Origin of the sequence: Marinilabilia rubra (genome assembly GCF_003121985.1) — a bacterium.
Taxonomy (GTDB): domain Bacteria; phylum Bacteroidota; class Bacteroidia; order Bacteroidales; family Marinilabiliaceae; genus Marinilabilia; species Marinilabilia rubra.
Window position 1 is genome coordinate 41534 of record NZ_QEWP01000002.1, and the last position, 25002, is coordinate 66535.

The window sequence follows — 25002 nt, forward strand, 5'->3', positions numbered from 1 at the left end:
TTATTATATAATTTAAACAAAACTGCATTTCAAGAAAAAAATAAATGGGAACACTATATCAAAGATTACCCTTGCGAGGTGGATATTCTTTTATTGCAAGAACCTACAGAACCCCTCTTTTTGAAACTCCCTGGCATCAACACGATGAATTCGAATTAGTTTTATGCAATGGTAGTTCAGGAACAGCTTTTATTGGTAATTATATAGGACCATATCATGAAGGGGAAGTGTATTTACTAGGAAACAATTTACCCCATTGGTTCAAAAAAAGAAACGATTCAATGACAGGCAAGGCAATTGTTGTCCAGTTTAATAAAGACTTGTTTGGGGATCAGCTAAATAAATTACCTGAACTTAAAACTATTAAAACCTTATTAAACCTGTCAAACAGTGGTATTCAACTAAGGTCAACATTGAATACAAACATCAGAAAAAAATTAAAGAAAATTGAGCATCAAGCCCCTTTTGAGCGTTACCTTACATTATTAAGCTGCTTGTATGATATCAGCACTTCACATCAATATAATCAGTTATCCAATGTTTATTATGATGCTATACCAAAAGAAGAATTCAAAAGGATCAGAAAAGTATTCGAGTATTCCTATAATCATTTCAAGGATAATATTACTTTACAACAAATGGCTGATTTAACCAATCAAAGTGTTTCTAATTTCTGTAAATATTTTAAGCAAAATACGAAAAAAACATATATCGATTTTTTGAACGACATACGCTTAAACTATGCGTGTACTAAACTAAGAACCTCAGAAGACTCTATTACACAAATATGTTACGATAGTGGCTTCAGAAACTGGTCTAACTTTAGTGTGCAGTTTAAAAAGCGATATAATGCCTCTCCTTCTGAATACAGGAAAATGTCAGAATAAAACATTAAGGGCTCTTGATAATTATGCAAAAGCCCTTAATCAAATTGTAACCCATTATGTTTTCATTCCTGTACAGGAAACGCAACTTGTCTTAATACTGTATTTCCCATGGGCTCTAATTGAACTTTATTTATTGTTCCTCCAAGGTCAACGGTTAATATAGGTGTAGACTGATACCATGGATTGCTTGTTTTATTTGATTCCTGATAGTCAAACACCTCAACATTTTCATCTTTAACCGTGATAAAATCACAAGCCTTTTCATTTTTGGGAAAACAGTGAAAATCATGAAAATCACCTTGTTTGTAATCCTTGATGTTTTTGATACTGTGCTCAATTGGGTACGCATAAACCAATGCTCCGCGCTGGAAATAAACATCACCCGTTCTGAATATTCTACGCTCAACTTTATTTACAAATTCAATCTCAATAACATCTCCACCATTCCACTCTTTCTCTACTTTAAAAAAACCATCTGTTTCAATAGCATTCAAACCGGCCATATTAATTTTTAATTCTTTTGTCCATTGCGGTTTTCTGAAATACAAAGCAAAGCTTACAGGCTCATCAGTGCTAACCACAAATTTTATTTTATCTGAAAATGGATAGCTGGTAATTTGCTGGATAGTTATATGAGTTCGGTTGACCTTGGTCGTCAGTTTTGATGGTCCGTACAAAACAGCTGCTAAGCCATCTTCGGCTTTCATCCACATGTTTGCTAGATAATAGGTGTAATTTCGGGTGTAATTGGGTACGCAACAAACAGCAGGATCAGAATGCGTTGGCGAATATTTGTATCGTGAATCATAGTGGCTTTCTTCTTTACCATGTTTATAACTGTTGAGGATACAGCAATTGTCGCCTTTAGCATAAGTTAGCGATTTACCATCGGGGTAACGGGCTCCCATCATCCCATTAAAGGTGAGTTTTTCAGCACGGTCGGCATAGTTGATATCCCCTGTTTTTTGTGCAGCTGAGAGGTAAAAATTACGCAACTCCAACATGGTACAAAATTCGGTATGAGTATATGTTGGGTCAGCTTTAAGCTTTGCAATCCATTCCTGCCCATGTCCTGCTCCTGAAGGCAAAATACAAAAATCTAATTTATACATTGCATTGTTGTAGGCTGTTTCCAATTCGGGATAACCGGTATTGTAATATGCATTTATTAAGGAACGCAAATGTTCATAAGTGTGTACCCCGTGGCTTTCAAAAAGGGAATCTTTCTGAAGAAGATATGGATAACGAACATCGTTAAATGCACGGTTAACGCCATACGTTGAGAATGCACGATACAAATAGGTGGAATAATCCAGGTATTTGGCGTTTTTTGTTAGCCGATGAAGTGTCTCACAAACATCCGTCAACATCAATCCATGTGTTGCACCTCCAAAAGCTGTTTTCAGGTAGAATGGGTTTCTGCCCTCCGGACCATACCGTTCAATGGTAACTGCCATTGCTTTTTCAACAGCATCGAGTACTTCTTTTTTACCTGTAAATTCATAATAAGCCAGCATTGTCCTGAACGCTGTTGTCTGCGCCCATAATTCGCCATTAGCTCCTTCGTGCTGGTACCGTAGATTTTCTTTGTAAATACCGATATAGCCATCTTCATCCTGCGATGCCAACAGGTTTTCAACAATTTTATGACTCTGTTCAATAGCCTTTTCATTGTTGGTTAAAAAGGCATGACGAACAAAACCATCCCACCAGTTTCCTGCGGTTTCGGAATTCCACCACATGATTGACTTCTCCCATGCATCGCCGGTTAAGACCAGGTCACCCATTTCAGGAATATCTTCCATACCTCCACGTCGATTAGTATTAAAAATATCGTCCTTTTTAATTCCCGGATACAAATCATCAAGAGCACCAACCATTCCGCTTTCAAGATCGTTATTCATCATATCCAGCATCCAGCCGGTGGGGCGATTGTTGCCAACAGGTAAATTCTCAAATTTTTGTTTGAGGGGAGCATCAGGTTTATCGAAGAAAGTGAGCAGGTCGCTATCATCTTCAATTTCTGCCATCTGGTTTACTTGTCCGAGAAAACTCTCTCCTTGTGAACTCTTTTTTGATTGACAACTGGTAATAACTAGTAGTGTCATAAGTGATAATACTATTTGCTTCATAATTTGTTCATTTATTATTTATTCTTAATTGGCAAATTCATAAAATCCCGACTGGTGGTAACTTCCAGTTTTTCAACAGATAACCATTTGTCTAATTTCTTACTGGCAAATTTTGAAGTTGCTTCATACCCTGGTTTCATAAATACATTTTGGGTTTCTTTCGGATCATTTTTCAGATCAATAAGCACATCAAATTGTTCAACTTTGTATATACTTCTTACATATTTAAAATCGCCAAATCTTAGCATACGGCCTTCGTGGATTTGAGAAAACAGGTATTCAAATTCACCATCAGTTCCGCCTAAACATCTCGATTTGAAACTTTTCCCATCCATATTTTCCGGAACCGATACGTCACACAAATCAAGTAAAGTTGGCATTATATCTATGCTGCCAAATATTGTTTTATCATCAACTGATCCGGCCTTAACTTTTTCAGGGTACCTCAAAATGAATGGAGTACGAACGGATTCTTCGTACAGAATATTCTTGGAAATTAATTGATGTCCTCCCATCATTTCTCCATGATCGGATGTAAAAACAACAATCGTATTCTCAGTTAAACCGGCATCCTCAAGGGCATCAATTACATAACCAATCAATCTGTCCGTATTTTCAACCAAAAGGCAATATGTCGAGATGTATCTACGCCATTCGTTTTCGTCCCAATCACCAAGGTCTTCAAACATATAGCTATTTTCATTAATCATACCCGGAATAAACGGCTTGTCGAAGTTTTCGGGAACATCTGGTCGTTCCTGATAGCGCAGGTATAGTTCATCATCGGTTCGGCAAAAAAACAAAGCATCAGCAAAAGTGGCTCCTTTAACCTTTCCCCCCAAAACTTTACAAATATCGTGTGGATTAATCAACGACAGGGTCATAAAAAAGGGTTTGTTGTGCTCCCTTTTTATGAAATTAATGGCATCGGTAGTAAAAACAGGGTCGTAACCCGACCCTTCGCCAAGCATACCACCGGCAGACATTTTGTAGCTGCCGTAATGATCAATCCCACGATAAGCATAATCACCGGCATGTTCTTTACCTATATATGCGGTTTCGTATCCGGCCTTTTTAAAAACTTCACCCATAGTTGAAATATCGTGCCGGTTTGGATATTTATCTAAAAATATTTTGAAAATTTCCTCGTTATCGATCATTCCATGATTGTGAGGATACAATCCTGTATATATCGAGGCCCTCGCAGGGGTACATAGTGGAAAGTTACAATAGCTTTTAGTAAAACGCATGCCCTGTTCTGCCAGTTTATCGATATTTGGTGTTCTTATCCCGGTGGAATAATTACCAGAGCCATCAGATATTTTTGGTGACCATTGGTCCGAGATTATAAATAGCACATTGGGCTGTTTATTATTTTGGGCATAGACTGCCCGGGAATTTAATGCCAATAAAAATATTATCAGTATCCCAATAACAGGGTTTAAAGTCATTAATCTTCCTGATTTCATGTTTGAAATTCGTTTCCACATAAGTTCATCTTTTGGTTAGTAATACCAAGCCGCCGTCGTAATAACACGGCTTATTTTTATCTATCTGCAGGAAATTGACTAAAATCTTGCAAATCCCTTATAATTCACCCAATCAAAATCAGCATAATCTTGTGAGTTTGCACCATTACTGGTGGCATATACTCCCAGGTAAGCTCCTGTGTATTTTTTGCTCAAAATGTAATTCGCTTTAGTTTGCTCAATAAGGTTGAATTCAGCCCCATTCAATGAGTAATAAAAAAGATAGCTGTGGTTTTCAGATTTAACCATAAAAGTAATTTCTTTACTATAGTTTGGAATCTCTTGTTTTTTAAGTATCCGGGGTTTAGAATTTGGCTCAGCAAGTTTAAGCTGAAGCATGTATTTATTATTCTCCTTAACTACGGTCAAGGTGAAATAATTATCATCTTTTTGAAAGAGGCATATTCCTGCTTCAGAGTTATTGGATTTGGGATGGAAATTCATTTTTGCCTGGTATTCGAAATCACTTTCTGTTTGCCTAAAGCCCATTAAACTTGCTCTTCCACGTTCTTTTATTACATTCGGATGGGTGTATAATCTAAGATGCCCCTTATTGTCACTTAGAGAATACATGTTGGAGGTTGGAACTCTTCTGAAATTCCAGGCAAGTTTTAATTTCTCATAACCGAAATTATCAATGAAACCGGGATTTCTTTTTTGAAATGTAGCATCAAATGGTACAGGATTAAAGCGCTCTACTCTGCCGGTCTGAGGTGCAGCAACAGGCCACTCGTATTGAGTTTCTTTCCAGGGAAACGGTTCTTTTTCCCATTGAACAGAAACAAGATGTGTTTCTCGCCCCATATTCGAAGCTCGATCTTCATCTCCTCTAATGCCTAAAGCAACCATATACCATCGGCCATCATTTAGCTCAATTAAATCGGCATGCCCTGTACTGTGAACCCAATTGTCATACGAAAGATGTCTTGATGTAAGGATGGGATTTCTTTCATTGGATAGAAACGGACCTGTTATTGAATCGCTTACAGCAATCATCACTGCATGATTAAAACTTGTTCCACCTTCAGCCACCATCAGATAGTAACGATTATCTCTTTTATACATATGCGGTCCCTCTACCCATACTCCGCCACAAGCACCCCGCCACAAGTAATGTCTTGGGCCGGTTAATTCCCAGTTATCCATATCGATTTCCTGCAACCAAATCTCCCCCTCTCCTTCAAAGTTTGGATTTTCCGGTGAATGAGTGCCTACATACCAAACTCTACCATCATCATCAAAAATAATATCCGGGTCTATACCAGGTGCACCCTTCAAAACATGAGGGTCTGACCAGGGACCTTCCGGGTTCTCAGCAGTGATAATAAAATTAACAAAATGGGTTGTTTGATCAGCTTCATTATAATAAACATTAGTAGTGATAATGTAAAACCTGCCATTACTATACCGGATTGTTGGCGCATGAATTCCACCGTTGGACTGCACATCTACAAGGTTCACTTCATTTGTGCATTGCTCTTCTCTATGCAAACCGTAACCTATAAGCTCCCAATTAATAAGGTCTTTACTTTTATGAATAGGCAGTCCTGGGAAATATTCAAAAGAAGAATTCACGATATAGAAAGTATCATCAACTTTGCAGATAGATGGATCCGGAAAACCTCCGGGAATAATTGGATTGACAAATGAATTTTGTGGAGGTAGAATCTGCGCCCTTGATTCATGGCTATATACTGTTATTGAACAAATAAAAATAAACAGTAGTAATAGTTTTTTTCCCATTTTCTGAAGTTTCTTAATGTACCACAACTTTATAGTAAATAAACTTTATTTCAAAATCAATTTTACATCATCAAAGAAACAACACAAGCAATGCGCAATCAACCTTCATATTGCGAATTTCAGGTACTCCATTGAAAACCTATATCAGAAGCATCCAACATTCATAATGTAAAACCTAATTTGAAACCATGGACATGCTTAAGTGTCATTAAAATTTCACGTTTAACTAGTCGTGAAAGATGAAACTAGATCACGTACTTTTTTCGGTATTCATTTGGAGAAATCCCTTTTAATTCCCGGAACCTTTTATTAAAATTAGAAAGACTATTATATCCACTTTCAAAGGCAATTTCCGATACGTTTTTATCTGTTTCAATAAGCAGTTTGCCAGCATATCCGATACGTATTTGATTTACAAAACTGGAGAAAGTGCGATTAGTGCTCTTTTTGAAATAATGGCAAAAAGCAGAAACATTCATATTTAAAATCTCTGCAGCAACATTTACGTCCAGTTCATTACTCATATTTTGATAAATATAGTTTAGAACCTTATCAATGCGACGTTTTAGCAATTGCTGGTTTTTAAAACTAAACGATGATAAAACCTCAAATTTGGAAGAATGAGCTAAATCGTTTAAGATTTGCAGAAGACAAATAAATCTTTCGAAGCCTTCCAGCTCTAATATTTTTTTAAGCTTCTTTTTTAAGGAATCAGATAACTCTCCAAAAAAGACTCCATTATCTGCTTGTGACAACAGTCTTGTGACTTCCTTAAACTCAACCAAATCTCCAATACGATCAAAAAAAAGTTCCTTACTAAACTGAATCACTACTGCATCAATCTCATTGTTTTGTATCCAGCAGTGGGGAAGGTTCTCGCCGACCAATACCAAATCATTTTTCTTAAAAAAACCGATATGGTCTCCAACAAATCTTTTACCCTCCCCCCGTGTAATAATAACAATCTCAAACTCCGGATGAAAGTGATAGGGTCTGTATTCTTGTTGGTTTTTGTGCTCGATAACCTTAAATGATGAATTTTTATTCTTGTCTATCTTTTCGTAAGAAGGTTTCATATAAAAGATTTTGGACATTCAGCCTTAATAAACACAAATACTTTAGTGAATTTATCTATCCTAAAAATACAATAAAATTCAATCAAGTACAACTTATCGTCAATACCAAGGTAGCATTAAACAGTTTTCATTAATTCCTTTGTAAAAAGCTAATTAATTCATTTCAAAAATCTCATAATATGACAAAATTAGAAATATTCAACCAGTTGGTTAATGAAGGAAAATCATCTGATAAAGTTATATTCCGGCCTATTTTAATGCAATTTGCGGCCGAATATATAGGTAGTAACTATGGCGAATTCGCTGCTGATTATAAAGTATTAGCAGAAGCCAATTACCGATGCTTCGAAGACTTTGATACCGATATGCTTGGATTAATTTCCGACCCCTACCGTGAAACAAGTGCTTTTGGAGCAAAGGTTAAATTTATCAAAGACGGTGTTCCCAGATGTGAAGATCACATTGTAACATCTATTAACGACATTAAAAATCTTAGAAATCCAGATGTTACTAAAACTGAAAGAACGTTGGATAGAATCAAAGCCGCAGAATTACTCTCTAAAAAAACACAGGGGAATGTTCCTATTATCGGTTGGGTAGAAGGCCCATTAGCTGAAGCATGCGATTTAGCGGGCATGGATAAGATGCTCATGAACCTGATGATGGATCCTGATTTTGCCAACCTATTGATGGATAAATGCCTTGACACAGCAAAAGATTTTGCAAAAGTCCAAATTGATTCAGGCTGTCATATTATTGGTATTGGTGATGCCGTATGTTCACAAATTGACGCTATGACTTATGAAACCTATGTAAAGGAACGACATAAAGAATTGATATCTTACATCCATGAGTTGGGAGGAAAAGTAAAATTACATATCTGTGGCGATACCAGTCACTTATTACCTCAGTATACCGAACACAATCTGGACATACTTGATTTGGACTGGCAAGTTGATATGGCACATGCGCGAGAAATACTGGGCGAGAAAGTTATTCTGTGCGGAAACCTTGATCCTACCATTATCATGAGCAAGACTCAGGATGAAGTCTTCCAGTTAAGCAAGGATATCGTTGAAACATATAGAAACGAACGCGTGATCCTGTCTGGTGGATGTGAGATTTCAGCTTTAACGCCATATGAGAACTTAAAAGCCATGAGTATGGCAACTAAATCATAACCAAAAAATATCAGCTATGTTAAGGTTTTTATTTATATGCGTTGCGATATTCTCTTTTTGCTTCACCAACATGGTGCAAAGCCAGAATAAAAAGGATAATAAAGGATGGCACGATGAAATCATCTATCATGTTTTCCAACGCAGCTTCTATGATTCAAATGGAGATAAATATGGTGACCTGAATGGTTTTATTCAGAAGCTGGATTACCTGAAGGAGTTAGGAGTAACTACTATTTTATTTACGCCGCTTTATGAATCTGATTTCTACCATAATTACTTTCCAACTGATTATGCGAAAATTGATCCGGAATATGGTACGATGGAAGAATATATTGCTTTTGTCAAGGCAGTACATGAAAAAGACATGAAATTTTTGATGGATATGGAAACCCAGTATGCACAAAGTGGTCATATCTGGTTCGATGATTCTTATCGAAATCCGCAATCTCAATATGCTGATTTTATTTATTACTCAGACAGTGCTCATCAATATCCTGAGCAAATTTTCATGCCGACCAAATCGGAATTATTCGATTTTAACCTTTGGCCAGGTAAAAAACGCAACATTGTGTTTTTAGACCTTAATAATACAAAGGTTAAACTATGGATGAAAGACTTTTATGCCTTCTGGGTCGATCCTAATAAAGATGGAAAATTTGATGATGGTGTAGACGGCTTCAGGATTGATCATATTATGGATGATCTGGATTACAAAGGCTTGTTTGTAAATATGTATTCAGAGTTCTGGAATCCTATTTTTAAACATTGTAAAAATATCAATCCTGACTTGTTTGTTTTAGGCGAACAATCCAATTGGAATCATTATGGAGATAAAATGATAAAGGAAAGTGGTGCCGACGCGTCTTTTAGCTTTCCATTACGTTTTGCGCTTGCCGGTAGCAAAGGCGTTCACGACATGTACACGGATCCTGATAAGGAGGGAGTAAATATGAATCCCTACAGAATCATCAAAGAAGTACAGGCAACCATGCAACGATTTAGTGATGACACCTATAGTATTAACTTCTTAGAAAATCATGATACCAATCGCTGGGCAAGTGTTGTCAACAATAACAACAAACAAATCAGAATAGGTGCTGTATTAAACCTTCTCTTACCTGGGGTTCCTTCCATCTATTATGGTCAGGAATTAGGCATGTCAGGTACAACAGGTATTTGGAATTCAGATGCTAATCACATTCCTGTTCGTGAAGCTTTTCCCTGGAGTGCCAATCCTCATGCAGATGGGATGGCTGCCTTTTATGAGAACACGGGAGAATGGTGGGATAACTCAATATATGTCAATGGTGTGGCAAAGCAGATTTCATTATCTAATCAGATGAGTGATCCCAATTCATTGTGGCACCTTTATAAGAGCTTAATCAATATACGTAAATCCAATCCTTCTTTGATGTTTGGAGATTTCACCCCAATTGAATCAGTACCTTTTGAGATATTAGCCTATTCAAGAATCTATGAGAACAATGAAGTTACAATTGTCCTCAATTTATCAAATAAGGAAATCACGATTGAAATGCAATTAAATGGCAAACAGTTGATTAACGAGGGCGCTACCCTTAAAAATAAAAAGTTAATACTTAAACCTTATAGCTTCTTAGTAACTAAAAGCACTAAAAATGAACAGTTCAAAAACATCTAATTATATATACTGGGTAACCTTTGTTGCCATTAATGGTGGATTCCTATTTGGCCTAAATATGGCTGGTATTTCCGGGGCAATTTCCTTTTTAAAAGAGCAATTTGCATTAAGTGACTTAAGCCTTGGCTTTACGGTCAGTTCCATCATGTTAGGATGCTTAATAGGAAGTTGGTTTGCCGGTGGTTTTAGCGATAAATATGGAAGAAAAAAGGCATTGATCGTAGCCGCCATCCTCTTTATTGTATCTGCACTGGGCTGTGCCTTGTCGCAATCTACAATCGTCTTTATCACATCCAGAATTATTTCCGGATTAGCGGTAGGAGCCGTTTCTGTTTTATGTCCCACTTATATCTCAGAAATTGCACCGGCCGATAAAAGAGGAACACTGGTGTCGATGCAGCAATTTGCTATCGTAACAGGTATCTTATTAGCCTATGTTTTTGATTATTTTTTATTGGATTTCAATTATCAATGGCGCTTAATGATGGGGATACCAGCCGTCTTCGGCCTTTTTTTCCTTACTTTCTTGTTGAGTTCATTCCCTGAAAGTCCGCGTTGGCTATTCAATAATAATAAGGAGGAGAAAGCTAAAAAGATTCTATCGAACATTTTTGGAAGTGATTACGCCGAAAGCGAGTTAAAAAGCATGAAAGATTCAACCAATCAAAACGAAACCAATTCAGCTAAGTTGAGTGATTTATTTAATGGACGGATTTTTAAAGTCCTTGTTATCGGTACGTTCTTAGCCATTTTTTCACAGATAACGGGGATCAATGCGGTTATTAACTACGCCCCTACCATATTTCAAAAAATTGGATTTGGTGGCGGCTCTGCCTTGATTCAATCAATTTTTATTGGTATTATATGTTTGGCATCTACTTTTATAGCTATTTGGCTTATTGATTTAAAGGGACGTAAAGTATTATTATTATTCGGCTCAGTAGGAATGACATTAGGCTTAGCCTATCTGACTTATTCCTTTATGTTTCCCAATAATAAATCACTAGGCATACTGATTTCAATTTTAGGTTATGTGGCCTTTTATTCTGCCTCAATGGCACCTGTTATGTGGGTAGTGAACTCTGAATTGTTTCCTAATTTATATCGTGGTATTGCCATGTCGTTCGCAACGGCTGTCAGTTGGATTTTTACCATCCTAACTGTTCAGTTCTTCCCATACATGCTGAATCAATTAGGAGGACACCTTACTTTCGGATTTTTCGGCGCATTTAGTTTGCTATCACTTCTCTTTGTACTCAAATATATTCCTGAAACAAAAGGTAAGTCTTTAGAGGAGATCGAGAAAGAAATGTTATCAGATAAAGTTTCATCTAATAATTAAGAATATTCTGCTTTTAAATGTGCATCAGGATAATCCAATGATAAGATAACATATATATCAGACAATATTCTGATTGAATAAGAATATTGATTTTCAAATCTTTGCTGTATAATTTCAGAAAAAACAAGCGCATTATTAACTCATTTATTTACTGAAACCATGGAAAATTTATTAGAAAAGATTGCCACATGTATTGAATTTGGTAAGATAAACAAAGCCGCTCCTTTCCCTCCTGACATGAAAGGCGAAGACGGTGCTGATGAATTAACCCAACAAGCCATTGAGAAAGGCATAGCTCCGGGGGAAATTCTCTCAAACGGATTGATGCCAGGCATGGAAAGAGTAGGTGTCAAATTCCGTGAAAATAAAGTATTTGTACCTCAGGTTTTAATGAGTGCTAAAGCTATGAGTGCTGCAATGTTACATTTAAAACCATTCTTTGCTACCGGGGCGGCCGGGCGTAAAGGAACGTTTATTATCGGAACTGTTGAGGGTGACCTGCATGATATTGGTAAAAACCTGGTGGCAATGATGGTAGAAGGTAACGGCTACGAAGTTATTGATTTGGGAACCGATGTAAAAGCTGAAAAGTTTATCGAAACGGCTGAGAAATATCCTAATAGTGTAATTGGCCTATCTGCACTTTTAACAACCACCATGGCTAACATGGAAAAAATAGTGAAATCAGTTAAAGAAAGGAACGCAGACAGAAAAGTATGTATAGGTGGTGCTCCCGTTAACCAGGATTTCTGTGACAAAATCGGAGCAGATAGCTATAATCCGGACCCTCAGGGAGTGGTGGAATTTTTAAATACTCTGGCATCATAAACCTGTCAATCTTTGTAAGCCCATAATAATCAGTATTTATCAACTAACGAGTAACTTTTATGAAAGGTTTAGAATTAATAAAAAAAGCAATGAAGCTCGAGAAAGTCGAGCGCATACCATGGGTGCCATTCGTTGGTGCGCATGCCGGTAGTCTCCTTGGGCTCACAGCCACTGAATTTCTACAATCAACTGGAAAAATAGTAGAAGGTGTTAATAAGGCCATAGAATTATACAAGCCCGATGGTATTCCTGTTGCATTTGACCTGCAGATAGAGGCCGAAGCATTGGGCTGTAAACTGGCTTGGGCAGATGACAATCCGCCTGCTGTTATTTCTCATCCACTAACAGAAGGATTAACTGTTGATGACCTGCAAGTACCATGCCCTTGCAAAGGACGCATTCCAATGGTGATGGAAGCAACCAGACAATTAAGGGAACAACATCCTGAAATGGCACTTTATGGATTAATCACCGGTCCTTTTACATTAGCCCTTCACCTGTTGGGTACCGATATTTTTATGCAGATGATGATGGATCCGGATGCCACCAATAAGTTAATGCGTTTTACAACTGATGTAGCCAAGATGATGGCAAGTAATTACATTGAAGCCGGGGCTGATGTGATTGCTATTGTTGATCCGATGACCAGCCAGATTGACCCGATGAGTTTTGAAACATTCGTTTCGCCTCATGTAAAAGAGATCAATGATTTTATTCGAGAAGCAAACGCATTAAGCTCATTCTTTGTATGTGGCAACGCCCAGCAAAATATTGAAGTCATGTGCCAAACCAATCCTGACAATATCTCCATCGACGAGAATATTCCTTTAGACTTTGTTCGTGATATGGCATTAAAGCATAATGTTTCGTTCGGTGGAAATATTAAGCTGACTGTGGTATTATTAATGGGTGATGAAGAAGCATCGCGCAGAGATGCCCTTGAATGTATGGATATTGGTGGTAAGAAAGGCTTTATACTTGCACCAGGATGCGACTTGGCCATGGAAACACCTCAGGAAAATTTAATAGCCATATCCGAACTCATCCATAACGAGGTACTTCAGGGTGAATTAAGAGCTTCGGAAGCCACTACCGACAATATTGAATTATTGGATCTGACGAATCATTGGAACAATAAGAAAGTCATCATTGATGTCATTACCTTAGATTCATCGTCGTGCGCACCATGCCAATACATGGTTAAGGCATTGGAACGAGCATCAGAATCTTATGGTGAGCAGGTTATTTATAAAGAGCACAGCATCAAAGAAAAAAAAGGTGTTCAGATGATGGCAACCTTAGGTGTTAAAAATATTCCAACAATTGTAATAGATGGTAACGTGGAGTTTATCTCACAGATACCACCAATCAATGATATCAAGGCTAAAATTGATCATTATCTGAAAAACAAAAACTAGCTTACAAATCACTGGTTTGTCAATACATAAACAGTCTGATGAAGGTTTCGTCATTATGAAACCTTCATCTTCGTATAGCTAATGTGAATGATAAAATGGTTTTATTTAATCTTATCACCGGATTTTTAGGAAGTGGCAAAACTACTTTGCTGAAAAACCTATTAAATGAATTATCTAAAACAAAGCGCATTGCCATTATACAGAATGAATTTGCGCCAACAGGTATCGACGGAAAAGAATTAAAGCAAAACCATAGCGATTTTAAATTAGTCGAAATTAATAACGGATCTGTTTTTTGCGTTTGTCAGCTTAATAATTTTGTTCAGCAAATGCAGAAACTAATTCACGATTATCAACCGGAAATCATCTTTCTTGAAGCCTCCGGTCTGGCTGACCCAATTAGTATTATTGAACTACTTCAAATCAAGGAATTAAATAAACTGGTGACCTTAGATAAAAGCATCTGTTTAGTGGATGCACCTAATTATTTTAAGGGATTAAAAACTCTGGTTCGTTTTAAGCACCAGATTATGGTAGCCGACAAGATTATTCTAAACAAGATGGATATATTTAGTGGTAAGCTTAATGATATCGAAGACTCTGTACGTGGCCTAAATCCCTACGGTGAAATACTTCAGTCTCAGTTTGCTCGGGTAAACTGGGAGCAATTAACACTGCCAGAATTATCAAAAGGATTAGCAGCTCAAAAACACCTGGGTAAAATATCGGAAGGACTACCAGACATAAAAGCTTGTGTTCTGCGAACACATGATAAGATGAAAGAACCTCAACTGTTAAATTTCATCGGTGAGTTACAATTAAAATGTCCACGCATTAAAGGGTTTATTAATCTAGCGGATGGGAAAATCGTATCTGTTCACAGCGTTTTTGATAATTATGAAATCAAAGTTATTACCGATTATACAGGTCCGTCCGAATTAATTGCCTTCGGCCATGATTTAACAATTGTTGAATTAAGAAAAAGATATAGAGAACATATTAAAATCCTTAATTAAAATGAAATCAGTTAAGCCGGAACATTTCAGGTTTAATATTAGTGATTTGGATATCGCTACAAGTGATATTGAAAAAATGGCGCGCATTGGAGACGAGATGCCTTCCTATGATGACTTTCTTCTTTATGAGCTGGATCTTCTCAATAATAATACAAAGATTGAAGGAGGTTATATTATTCAGCCGGGACAAATAATATCTGATGAGATACATATTAATAACCACATATTCAAAGCAGGTAAAGAAGTAACACATTTTTTAAGGAAGATGAATCATGCGGCAATATTTATTTGTACTGCCGGTAAAGAAGTGTCAGAAAGGGCCAGACAACTTAATAATGAAGGTCATTTACTTGAAGCTTACCTTCTTGATGTATTAGGTTCAGTCATCGTTGAGCAGGCGATGGATAAAATGCAAAACATCATCAAAAATCGATTATATGAAAAAGGTTTAAAAATAACCAACCGATACAGTCCCGGCTATTGCGAATGGAACGTTATTGATCAACAATTGCTCTTTTCTTTCTTTCCTAATGATTTTTGCAATGTTACACTAACCGAATCCTGCTTAATGCAACCGGCAAAAACAGTTAGTGGCATTATTGGAGCAGGCCAAGAAGTAACCTTTCATAAGCACGTTTGTCACTTATGTAACAGTATCAACTGTATCTATCGAAATACCCTTGAACGTAAAAATTAATCAGAAAATAATGGCCATATTACGTCTTCACGACAACGGACAGATTAAAGAATCCTATTTTAAGGAAGGTCTGAGTTTGCTAAAAATATTACATGATCAAAACGTTACTATATCAGCGCCCTGCGGTGGTAATGGCAGCTGTGGAAAATGTAAAGTAAAGCTTCGTAATATCGGCCTTGTCAGTTCCTGTACCTATTATCCAAATTCCAATATTGAAGTCGTATTGCCCAATCAACGGGAATCACAGATACTCACGCACCAGTATCTGCACTCATTACATCTTAAACCAGAACAAAACCTTCTTACCAAGGTGACTGATATGTCAATTGGTTTAGGAATTGACATAGGAACAACCAGTGTAGTTTTTTATTGGGTGAACCTAATTACCGGGGAGCTTATTAAAAGTATTGGTGTAAGTAATCCGCAAACAAAATACGGTGCCGATGTTATTAGTAGAATTTACTATTGCAATAATGAGGAAAACATCAGCACGCTTCAGAAAGCCATACTCAATGCAATCAATCAACAGATTGATAAATTTGTAACGCAAGAAAACCGATCCATCAATGATATTGTAAAAGTATCCATAAGCGCCAATACTACAATGCTTCACCTCCTAACTGGTGTTAATCCAAGTTCTATTGCCCTGGTTCCTTTTAAGGCTGTATTCACAGATGAAAAACAATTAACGGTCGATGAATTAGATATTAAAGCTAATGCAAATGCCCCAATATGCTTACTCCCTTCTCTTTCAGCATATATAGGAGCTGATATTATTGCCGGTTTGGCTTCGCTAAATCCACCTGAAGCAATTAAAAAATATCTTTTTATTGATATCGGCACAAATGGTGAGATGGCCATCGTTACCAACAACAAAATTTTTTGCTGTGCCGCTGCTGCCGGCCCGGCTTTTGAAGGCGCTAATATTCATTGTGGCATGGGTGCTTTTGATGGTGCCATTGCGGTTTTTAACGATGACGGCTATAAAACAATTTCTGATGATAAACCAATCGGTATTTGTGGCTCCGGTTTGTTGGATGCGGTGGCTTATATGCTTAAAAAAGGCATTATAGGAGCTGATGGCGAATTAAATGAAAACTTCATGGTAGCAACCAAACAGGCATCAGGGAACAATGAAGAAGTTGTTATTACACCCCAGGATGTAAGAGAAGTACAATTGGCAAAAAGTGCCATATTCACTGGTATAAAAATATTAATGCAGGAAGCTGGTCTTGATTGCCACGATCTTGATGCAGTTTACCTGGCGGGTGGATTCGGCAATTATATGAACCCGAAAAGTGCTGTAACCATAGGCCTGTTACCTGAAGAAATAGAGAATAAAATTATCACGGTAGGCAACACCTCAGGAACCGGTGCCATGCTGCATGTCCTTTCTGATCAATTTATGACCCATGCTAAAACCATTATCCACAAAGCTGAATTGGTTGAACTGGCTAATCATCCTGAGTTCGAAATGGAATTTGCAATGAATACATACTTTTGAATTGATCTTGGAATAGTGGAATTACCCATCTGGAAGCTTTCCAATTAATAACAATTTTTCTTTTCAAATGCCCTCAGAATTTTCTGAGGAGGCATTTGAAAAGAAATAAAAGATCCCATTCTTCATGCACTTTAACCAAACCTAAGATCGAATTTGACATAAAGAAACTAATTCACTAAAGCAATTCACCATTTTCTCATAATCCTGAACAAAACCGAAACCATAAGAAACCCAAATAAAATCAACATTTGCTAATTCACTTTGCGTTTTATCTGAAACTGTATCTCCAACATACACTGTTTTTTTCAAGTTATGTTTATTCACGATATATTTAATATTTTCACTTTTTGACAATCCATTGTCTCCATGAGAAATATTCCCGGTAAAACAATATCCGGTATTAGTTTGCTGAAAAAACTTCTCAATAATACCTTTAGAACAATTACTTACAATAAACAATCTGTATGATCTATTCAGTAATTTCAGACCTTCAATTACACCAGGATAAATAAAGGCTTTGGATGTATCATACAAGCGCAACTGCTCCTCACTTGCCTCACAATATAGTCTTTCTCGATATTGTTGCGAATAATCAGGAAGAACCGCCCTTAAGAAATCTGACGGATTCCATCCAACCATTCTCTCAAAATATCTTCGGTCGAACCTTATAGGAATATTTTCTCTCAAAAAAATATTATTCCATCCCTTTATGTAAACATCCACAGAATCCCATAGCGTACCATCCAAATCAAAAATAAAACTGTCAAACTCCTCCATTTCTTATATTAAATCTAATTCCTTTTCAATCTGTTCAAGTGATTTTCCTTTGGTTTCAGGAATATATTTCCATATAAAAAAGAATGCAAAGAGGCTAAAGAAACCAAAGAAACCAAAAGCAAAAGCCCCTCCAAACTCATTAATTATAAGCGGGAAAAATTGCACACTAACAAACGAAAAAAGCCAAGTTAATGCTGTTGAAAAGGACATGGCCATCCCTCTTATTCTATTAGGATAAATCTCGGAGGTCACGACCCACAATACAGGTGCAAGTGAGGTAGCATAGAATGCACAGTATGCTAACAGTGATATTAATATTCCAATATTCCCTGAATCTCCACCAAGAAAGGCATACACCATATAGGCCAGTGAAATGGTCATACCTCCGGTACCCCAGGTTAATAATACCTTACGTCCTTTTCGATCTACCAGCCATAATGCGAAAATAGTTGCCAAAAAATTGACTATTCCAACATAAATCGATTGCATCATTGCCTGCTCACTTGCCAAACCGGATTGGCTAAAAATGGTAGGGGCATAATTAAGCACAGCATTTATTCCGGTAATTTGAGCAAAAAAGGCTAACATGCTTCCCAAAAAAACAACCTTTGCCAACTTTCCCTTGAAGAGTTCGTTAATCTTAACCTTTTTTCCAGTTGTATCTAATGTACCCTCTTTTATGTTCTTTAATTCTTGTTCTGCATAGATATTACCTCCAATTTTTTCCAAAATCAACTGTGCTTGCTTCAACTTTCCGGTTTTCACCAACCAACGAGGACTTTCCGGAAAAGAAAACAATAGAGAGACAAGAAACATTATTCCAAAAACAAAAGGAACCGCCATCATATATCTCCAGGCTTCACTAAAATTAATTAAAGCATAGTCAAATACATAAGCCAGCAAAATACCGATTACAATGGCAAATTGGTTTAGTGTAACCAAAGTTCCTCTCTTTTTGGCAGGAGCAGTTTCTGCAATGTAAGTAGGAGATAATACAGACACTGATCCAACCCCAATACCTGCTGTGATTCTGCAAACTATGAATAGCCACAACGATTCTGTCAAAGCGCAACCAGCGGCTGAAATCATAAACAAAACTGCAGATAAAATCATCATTGGTTTTCGTCCCCATTTATCACTTAACCCGCCTATTATCATGGCTCCAATTAAGCAACCAGCCATAATTGAGCTAACGGCGATACCAAGACTTACATCGCTTAAAGAAAAGTATTCTTTTATTAGAGGTACAGCTCCGGAAATACCAGCCATGTTCAAACCAAAAATTAATCCGCCCTGAATGGCTACAAATGTTATCCAGTATAGATATCTTTTGTTTTTCATTTTTTCTGTTTAAAACTTAATTAAGGAACAAAGCATTCCCATACTTCTTTTTTTAATTCCGGTTTAGGGACATACAGAAACCTATCAGAATCTTCCTCAAAAAGCTGATAAATCGACTTGCCTTTTTCAATCCCCAGATTTTCATATTTCCCGGGTTTTTTTTCAATCAAATCAGAATACTCATAATTTTCATTTCTTTGCCAGGTCATATTCCCTTTTTCATCCAAAACGGGGAACCAGGCCAAGCCTTTATGCTCTCTGACCTCATCATAATCAAAACTATACTCTCTGATGCACCATGCACCAAATGTAAGAGGTTGATCAGGGTCTGCACTAATCGTTGCATGTGCCCAACCTGGAGGTACAATTACAACTTCTCCCGGTTCTGCCTCAACAGCATAGCATCTTCCCGGATTATCCTTTGCAGTTTCCTGCATATATATAATGGCTTTCCCTTGCCAAATTTCGTACACTTCCGGGGTGGACATATTGGTATAGGGCGAAATACTGTGAATATGTCCCTGGCTTCGGATAGGTTCTTTTCCCAATCTCCCTGCAGCATATGTTACAACTCCATAAAGCAGATGTAACTTGTGCAATAACTCTTTATGCTTCTTTTTACCAACATCCATGGCAATGCTATAAACAACCTCAGGTCCATCACACCGGGGGTCTTTCAGACTTGCCCTTATATCTTTTAGAAAACGGTTTTCTACTTCAGGGCCGAAGGTATCCGGTCCATATTCAAATCCTAATCGTTCAGTTTTGGGCAATATATCAAGTCCCGGGTCGAAAGTCATTATTGATTTAACGCTATCATGATTTCTCATCTGACTTATAGTTTGAGTAATTATGGTTTTGTTCTTACAAAGGCCTTAATTGTTCCACACCTTTGACCTTTTGATTCCCCGTAAGGTCGAATGGTATATTCTCCAACTGCCGCTGGTATTATAAATGTCTCTGCATAATGAACCACAAAAGGTTCAAATGCACCGGTTGGGCTTTCAACAATGGCTTCATGTCCCTCCACTAAATTTAGAACATTTACTCCATCGTTGGTATTGTGTAACACTGAATCGGTAAACCAGTGGCGGCGGGTTTCAATAAATTCCCGGTTATGAAGTCCGGTACGCTCTTCAACCCATCCATCTCCTTCTGCCAATCTTTCTACCTGTCCAATAAGGTTTGCCTTAGACCAGGATTCAGCCCTGTTCCACTGAATCACATTTTTGCCATGTTCAATATTAATGGGCCGTGGTTTTCCATCCAATCCCATTCTTCCCCAATCGTAAAGCTTAAAAGTAAATATATAAGGTGTTGCACTAATCTCAAGTACCATACTATTCGCTCCCGAACAATGAACCGTCCCCGCTGGAATCAATACATGATCGTGTTTTTCTACAGGCCATATCCCAACATGCTTGTCTGCATCAAATTTATTTCCTGTATCCTGAGCATGTTGTAATTCCGAAATCATTGCTTCAGGATCCACTCCTTCTTTTAACCCGAGATAAACCACAGCATCCTCGCTGGCATCAAGTAAATAGTAACTTTCGTCCTGGGTATAATGCATGCCAAACTGCTCTTGGATGTATTCTGTTAACGGGTGCACCTGTAAGCTCAGGTTGCCTCCCTGCATGGTATCGAGAAAATCGAAACGAATAGGAAACTCATCACCGAACCTCGCATGCACAGGTTCACCAAGCAATTCATGCGGATGTCGAAAAACCAAATTAATTGAAGGGATTTCAAAAAGTTGATTCCCAAATTTTAAATTCAAGCTATTTTCTTCAGGCACACAATCAAAACACCATGCAAAATTTTCCCGGGATTTATCCAAGTCGCATATTTCCTTCATCCACTGTCCTCCCCATGGGCCAGGATCAAAAAAAGGAACAACCCTGAAAGGTCTTTGCCCTGCTTCTTTCAACCCTTCCAACATGGCTTTTCCTGAAATCATTTTTGGCTGGTTTGGAATAACCGTATCCAACACAAAATCCATCCTGTCGAAAAGATTTTTCTTGTGACGGTCGCAAACCCTCCAATCAACAAAATAAGCCCGTTTATATTGTAGAGAGCCTTTAAGTATCTTATTACTTACTCCAAGATTGCTTACTTCATCCCTTTTGAATCTTAATTGCCCTTCCCAGCGAGGCATATCGGCATAAACCAGCAAATCATAATTTGAGGCAACTAATGTTGCACCCGGTCCATAGACTAAAGTAACCCCTTCATTGCTGTCCACTTTGGATGTAAGCGCCTGTAACTTTGATTCTTCAAAAAAATCAACAAGATTCAGGCGAGTCATATACCCAAAAATATCATCGTCGGTTACATCCGGGTATGTCATCTTATCTATTTCCTCTTCACTTTTCATTGCCTCTTTAGCTAAATAAAAGAAATCATAAGGCAAGTCTTCTTTCAAAGCAGATATTATTTCTTCATCATGTACATTCAAATAAGTATCTACTGCTATAACGAATTTTTCCTTTCCATCCGCTCTCTCCGCAATTTGTTTACAGATATTTTCCCAACCAGTAATAAGCTCATCTTCGTATCCTTTGACTTCCACGGAGGGTGTTTTATCGAAATTTGGTTTTCGCCCCTTTAAATAGTTTGCCATGTTTTCTTAAGTTTAATTCTTACGCTTATTTTTAATTTTTGTATCTACCAAATATCCCAATCCTAATAAAGCAATATCATCAATCGCCTGCGAAATTTTAATTTGAACTTTGCCCCATGGTGTCCAGGCATGCTTGTTAATCCAATTTTGCATAAAAGGCACAATAATATCTGCTGATTTCATCACGCCCCCGCTTAACACCAATAACTCCGGATCATATGCATGGATCAAATTAACTGCACCTGATGACCAGGCTTTTAACACATTTTCAGTCACTTCTTTGCTTACAGTATCCCCCATTCTATATTCATCAAACAATACGGCAAAGTCAACATTATCATAGTTATTTAATGAGCTTTGAGCTATATCTGGATGAGACTGAACAATATTATTTAAGTTCCAGGTTGAACCTAACGCTTCCACACATCCCATATTACCACAATTACACTTAAAACTATCAAAATTAACCGTTGAATGGCCTCCCAAACATCCAGCCTGATAGTGCTTTCCATAAAGGAACTTTCCGTTAATTAAAGCAGCACCACCAACACCGGTCCCCAATGTCATGGTTATAATGTTATCGTACCCCTTCCCTACACCGTATTGCCATATTCCGGCCAATGCAGCTCTTGCATCATTATCAGTTGCTAATACGGCATTCCACTTATCCCTAGCCCACCGATCGAAATTGAAGTGGATTGATTCGTTATATTTATCGTTGATGGCCAATACATGGTTCCTGTCTATATCGACAATGCCCGGTAAAGCCAAGCCTAATCCATTAATTTCAGATTTTTGGCAATTAACCGAAGTAATCAATTCCTCGAAAACACCATCAAGGTTTTCGATTACTTTACTAAACGATTCTTTGTTATCAGTATTCAAAATGGATGAGGCAATTATTTTTTTTTCTTGAAATACACCAGCCTTAATCCGTGTACCTCCTAAATCAGCAACCAAATAACTCATTATTCTTTAATTAATTGTGGTTTTCCATCTACTTCAAACAAACGCGCTGCAAAACCTTCTTTTTCGATTGATGCATAGTCATGTCCAGCATCAGAAGGCCAACATGCATTAAAAAATAAGGGTTCATAACCAGTGTTAGCCACACGGTGAGATACATTTCCCGGGATATAATGCAAGGTGCCTGGTTTCATTTCTTCGTACCAACAATTACGATCCAAATCCATCATGATAAGCGCACCTTCCCCTTTCAAGCACCAGTAATACTCTCCCGTATCCAGGTTTGAATGAAAATGCCCTCTTGTCATATGATACTCGGTTCCAACTTTTCCGGGATAAACCATAGAGTTACCCCAAAATAGACCGCCTTTTTTTCCTTCTTCTACAGGCATATAAGCCTGAACCTCGTATACAACTTGATCTTGATCAGCTGCTTTAAAAGCTTCTTCATCCTTAAAAACACCGATTAGCTGGCTCATGGTTTTTTTAGAGTCTTTTACTCCCTTGCCAACTAATTTTTCAGTGTTAGCAATATCTATGTTCACTTTTGCTCTCATAATTTAAGTGTATAAGTGGTTAATATCCTTTTATTCAATGTTTGCATCAGGAAAAATAGTAAGCCTTAAGAGGCTACAACCAAATGGAATTAATTCAATCATTACCTTTTTTTTCTCTAATTCTAATTTTTCAGGAAATTCAGGTGTTTTAGGAACACTTCTATTTAGGTGATGATCGTGTACTTTTGAAATTTTCCAGTTCTTTACTCTTTTTACCGGCACTTTCAAGGAAATAGGATAACTTTTTAAAGACCATGGATATCCCGTATTTCCATGATCTACGATCTCAATATCCCTAACCTTAAAGTCTGCGGCGTAATTCCATTCAGATACAGGGTTATACTCCCAGGCAGGAAAATCTGAAGTTGATTTACCACCATTATCAAATGTGTTGGCTTTATGTTTAATTGGTAAACTATAAACAATTGGTCCTCTTTCAACCGCTATTCCATTATTCGGCCATTGAGTTGTTTTTATTTCCATTGGAACGGACAATCTCACAATATCTCCATCAGAGTATTCACGATCTAGTACACAAAATGTACCGGGTTGTAGTTTTTTATTTTGCTTTTTGCCATTAATAAATAGTTCTGCTTGGTTACACCATTTCGGAATACGGATATGGAATGGAAACCTTACTAGTTCCTCCGTTTTAATTTTGAACGTAATCTCTTCAGAGAAAGGATAATTTGTTTCCTCAAAAATCGTAACAGGTTTATTTCCAAAACCTACTTTAGCATTTACCTGGGATGGCCCAAATAAAGAAGCAACCAAACCATTATGAGGACTTCTCATCCACATTTGCTCCACATAGTAAGGCATAAACCTATTCACATTGCCGGTACAGCACTCAACATCATGCCCCGGCATATAAGCCATCCTAGCAGGATGATGACCATAAGGGTTTGATGTAGATGTGCTTAAGACTTGATTTGGGCTTGAAAAATATTGATGTGCCTTAAAATCTTCTGTTACCGATCCAATACCGGCATTAAAAACTGCTTTCTCAATTTTATCAGCTAAAGTAGCATCTCCATTTGCACGTAAAATATGACCATACGTATAGGGTAAAACAGCTGTGTTGCAAATCTCATAGCCTGCTAATTCCGAAACGCCTTTAAAGTGCTCTGTAGTACTGGGTAACCCTGAAACCAACATATGGTGTTTCTCCATCTTGCTGATCCCATGTTCTGCCTCTTTTAAATATTCCTTATTCCCCGTTACCGTATACAAAATTGCAGGAATCTTTACCAACTCAAGATAAACTACCCCATGATTATCAGGTGTCCGTTCCGAAGCAAACTGAATATCTTTAGCAATGCCTCCTTCTGCACGGTTTCTATAGTTTATATCTGACTTAAAGAGCTCATAAGCTTTCTCGGCTACTTTCAGAAAAAAAACATCACCTGTTTTCTCATACAACCAACAAAGCTGTTCTACATTAGCTAATTCCAGGTCATCACAAAAATTTTCTGCTTTAAAGGTTTTGTAATGATTGGCCAGCACCTCAACAATTTTTTCATCCTTCCTTATCTCGTACTGAAGCATAAACAACCGGTTAAAGCTGGCATAAGGCCAGCGCCACCAACGATCATTCAGTGCTGTTCCAAACCTCCCGGAGGGTCTCAGATGTTCCACCACATAGTCGGTATTAATAGTGGCTTTTTTTATTAAACTTTCATCTTTTAACAGCCACCCCAAACGATGTACTCCATCCAAATAGTA

20 protein-coding genes are annotated in these 25002 nt (G+C 37.5%); 9 read left to right on the top strand and 11 right to left on the bottom strand.

Annotated features, from left to right (window positions below; genetic code table 11):
* The first annotated feature begins 44 nt into the window (after window positions 1-44).
* Window positions 45-887: an AraC family transcriptional regulator gene (locus tag DDZ16_RS03045; RefSeq protein ID WP_109262964.1), complete on the top strand. Its 843-nt coding sequence runs from the start codon at window positions 45-47 to the stop codon at window positions 885-887.
* A gap of 62 nt (window positions 888-949) precedes the next feature.
* Here DDZ16_RS03045 and DDZ16_RS03050 read toward each other — a convergent pair whose 3' ends face one another.
* The 4 genes from DDZ16_RS03050 to DDZ16_RS03065 form a co-directional block, all read right to left on the bottom strand.
* Window positions 950-3019, bottom strand: coding sequence for a beta-L-arabinofuranosidase domain-containing protein (locus DDZ16_RS03050; RefSeq protein ID WP_109262965.1), 2070 nt, complete (start codon window positions 3017-3019; stop codon window positions 950-952).
* 14 nt (window positions 3020-3033) lie between these two features.
* The gene (locus DDZ16_RS03055; protein ID WP_109262966.1) at window positions 3034-4509 is read right to left on the bottom strand and encodes a sulfatase family protein; all 1476 of its coding nucleotides are present in this window, start codon (window positions 4507-4509) and stop codon (window positions 3034-3036) included.
* A 78-nt stretch (window positions 4510-4587) separates the two neighbouring features.
* On the bottom strand, window positions 4588-6291 hold the full coding sequence (locus DDZ16_RS03060) for a glycoside hydrolase family 43 protein (protein WP_109262967.1): 1704 nt from the start codon (window positions 6289-6291) through the stop codon (window positions 4588-4590).
* Window positions 6292-6536: 245 nt separating this feature from the next.
* Window positions 6537-7367, bottom strand: coding sequence for an AraC family transcriptional regulator (locus tag DDZ16_RS03065; RefSeq protein WP_158275596.1), 831 nt, complete (start codon window positions 7365-7367; stop codon window positions 6537-6539).
* Window positions 7368-7546: 179 nt separating this feature from the next.
* Between DDZ16_RS03065 and DDZ16_RS03070 the strand changes: the two genes are divergently transcribed.
* From DDZ16_RS03070 to DDZ16_RS03105, 8 genes are all read left to right on the top strand, one after another.
* Window positions 7547-8548, top strand: a complete 1002-nt coding sequence (locus DDZ16_RS03070; RefSeq protein ID WP_109262969.1) for a uroporphyrinogen decarboxylase family protein — start codon at window positions 7547-7549, stop codon at window positions 8546-8548.
* Window positions 8549-8564: 16 nt separating this feature from the next.
* Window positions 8565-10208 (top strand): alpha-amylase family glycosyl hydrolase, encoded by a 1644-nt coding sequence (locus DDZ16_RS03075; RefSeq protein ID WP_109262970.1) that lies wholly within the window; start codon window positions 8565-8567, stop codon window positions 10206-10208.
* Window positions 10186-11550, top strand: coding sequence for a sugar porter family MFS transporter (locus tag DDZ16_RS03080; protein WP_109262971.1), 1365 nt, complete (start codon window positions 10186-10188; stop codon window positions 11548-11550). Before DDZ16_RS03075 ends, DDZ16_RS03080 begins: the two co-directional genes overlap by 23 nt.
* Window positions 11551-11709: 159 nt before the next feature.
* A complete protein-coding gene (locus DDZ16_RS03085) occupies window positions 11710-12378 on the top strand; it encodes a corrinoid protein (RefSeq protein WP_109262972.1) in 669 nt (222 codons plus the stop codon).
* Window positions 12379-12437: 59 nt separating this feature from the next.
* Window positions 12438-13796: a uroporphyrinogen decarboxylase family protein gene (locus DDZ16_RS03090; protein WP_109262973.1), complete on the top strand. Its 1359-nt coding sequence runs from the start codon at window positions 12438-12440 to the stop codon at window positions 13794-13796.
* 95 nt (window positions 13797-13891) lie between these two features.
* Complete coding sequence (locus DDZ16_RS03095; RefSeq protein ID WP_109262974.1) at window positions 13892-14812, top strand: CobW family GTP-binding protein; 921 nt, start codon at window positions 13892-13894, stop codon at window positions 14810-14812.
* Window position 14813: 1 nt separating this feature from the next.
* Complete coding sequence (locus tag DDZ16_RS03100; protein WP_109262975.1) at window positions 14814-15509, top strand: vitamin B12 dependent-methionine synthase activation domain-containing protein; 696 nt, start codon at window positions 14814-14816, stop codon at window positions 15507-15509.
* Window positions 15510-15519: 10 nt separating this feature from the next.
* Window positions 15520-17013 (top strand): ASKHA domain-containing protein, encoded by a 1494-nt coding sequence (locus DDZ16_RS03105; protein ID WP_109262976.1) that lies wholly within the window; start codon window positions 15520-15522, stop codon window positions 17011-17013.
* 141 nt (window positions 17014-17154) lie between these two features.
* Here the strand turns inward: DDZ16_RS03105 and DDZ16_RS03110 are convergent, their stop codons facing one another.
* Genes DDZ16_RS03110 through DDZ16_RS03140 form a run of 7 tightly spaced genes read right to left on the bottom strand, consistent with a single transcriptional unit; the run spans window position 17155 to window position 24825 of the window.
* Window positions 17155-17790, bottom strand: a complete 636-nt coding sequence (locus DDZ16_RS03110; RefSeq protein ID WP_109262977.1) for an HAD family hydrolase — start codon at window positions 17788-17790, stop codon at window positions 17155-17157.
* A gap of 3 nt (window positions 17791-17793) precedes the next feature.
* On the bottom strand, window positions 17794-19131 hold the full coding sequence (locus DDZ16_RS03115; protein ID WP_109262978.1) for a sugar porter family MFS transporter: 1338 nt from the start codon (window positions 19129-19131) through the stop codon (window positions 17794-17796).
* 20 nt (window positions 19132-19151) lie between these two features.
* Window positions 19152-19961: a glucose-6-phosphate isomerase family protein gene (locus DDZ16_RS03120; protein WP_198416666.1), complete on the bottom strand. Its 810-nt coding sequence runs from the start codon at window positions 19959-19961 to the stop codon at window positions 19152-19154.
* Window positions 19962-19981: 20 nt separating this feature from the next.
* A complete protein-coding gene (locus DDZ16_RS03125; protein ID WP_109262979.1) occupies window positions 19982-21754 on the bottom strand; it encodes a class I mannose-6-phosphate isomerase in 1773 nt (590 codons plus the stop codon).
* Window positions 21755-21766: 12 nt separating this feature from the next.
* The gene (locus DDZ16_RS03130; RefSeq protein ID WP_109262980.1) at window positions 21767-22723 is read right to left on the bottom strand and encodes an ROK family protein; all 957 of its coding nucleotides are present in this window, start codon (window positions 22721-22723) and stop codon (window positions 21767-21769) included.
* A complete protein-coding gene (locus tag DDZ16_RS03135; RefSeq protein WP_109262981.1) occupies window positions 22723-23277 on the bottom strand; it encodes a glucose-6-phosphate isomerase family protein in 555 nt (184 codons plus the stop codon). Before DDZ16_RS03135 ends, DDZ16_RS03130 begins: the two co-directional genes overlap by 1 nt.
* 30 nt (window positions 23278-23307) lie before the next feature.
* Entirely contained in the window at window positions 23308-24825 is a 1518-nt protein-coding gene (locus DDZ16_RS03140) for a beta-L-arabinofuranosidase domain-containing protein (protein WP_158275598.1), read from the bottom strand.
* Between the last annotated feature and the right edge of the window lie 177 nt (window positions 24826-25002).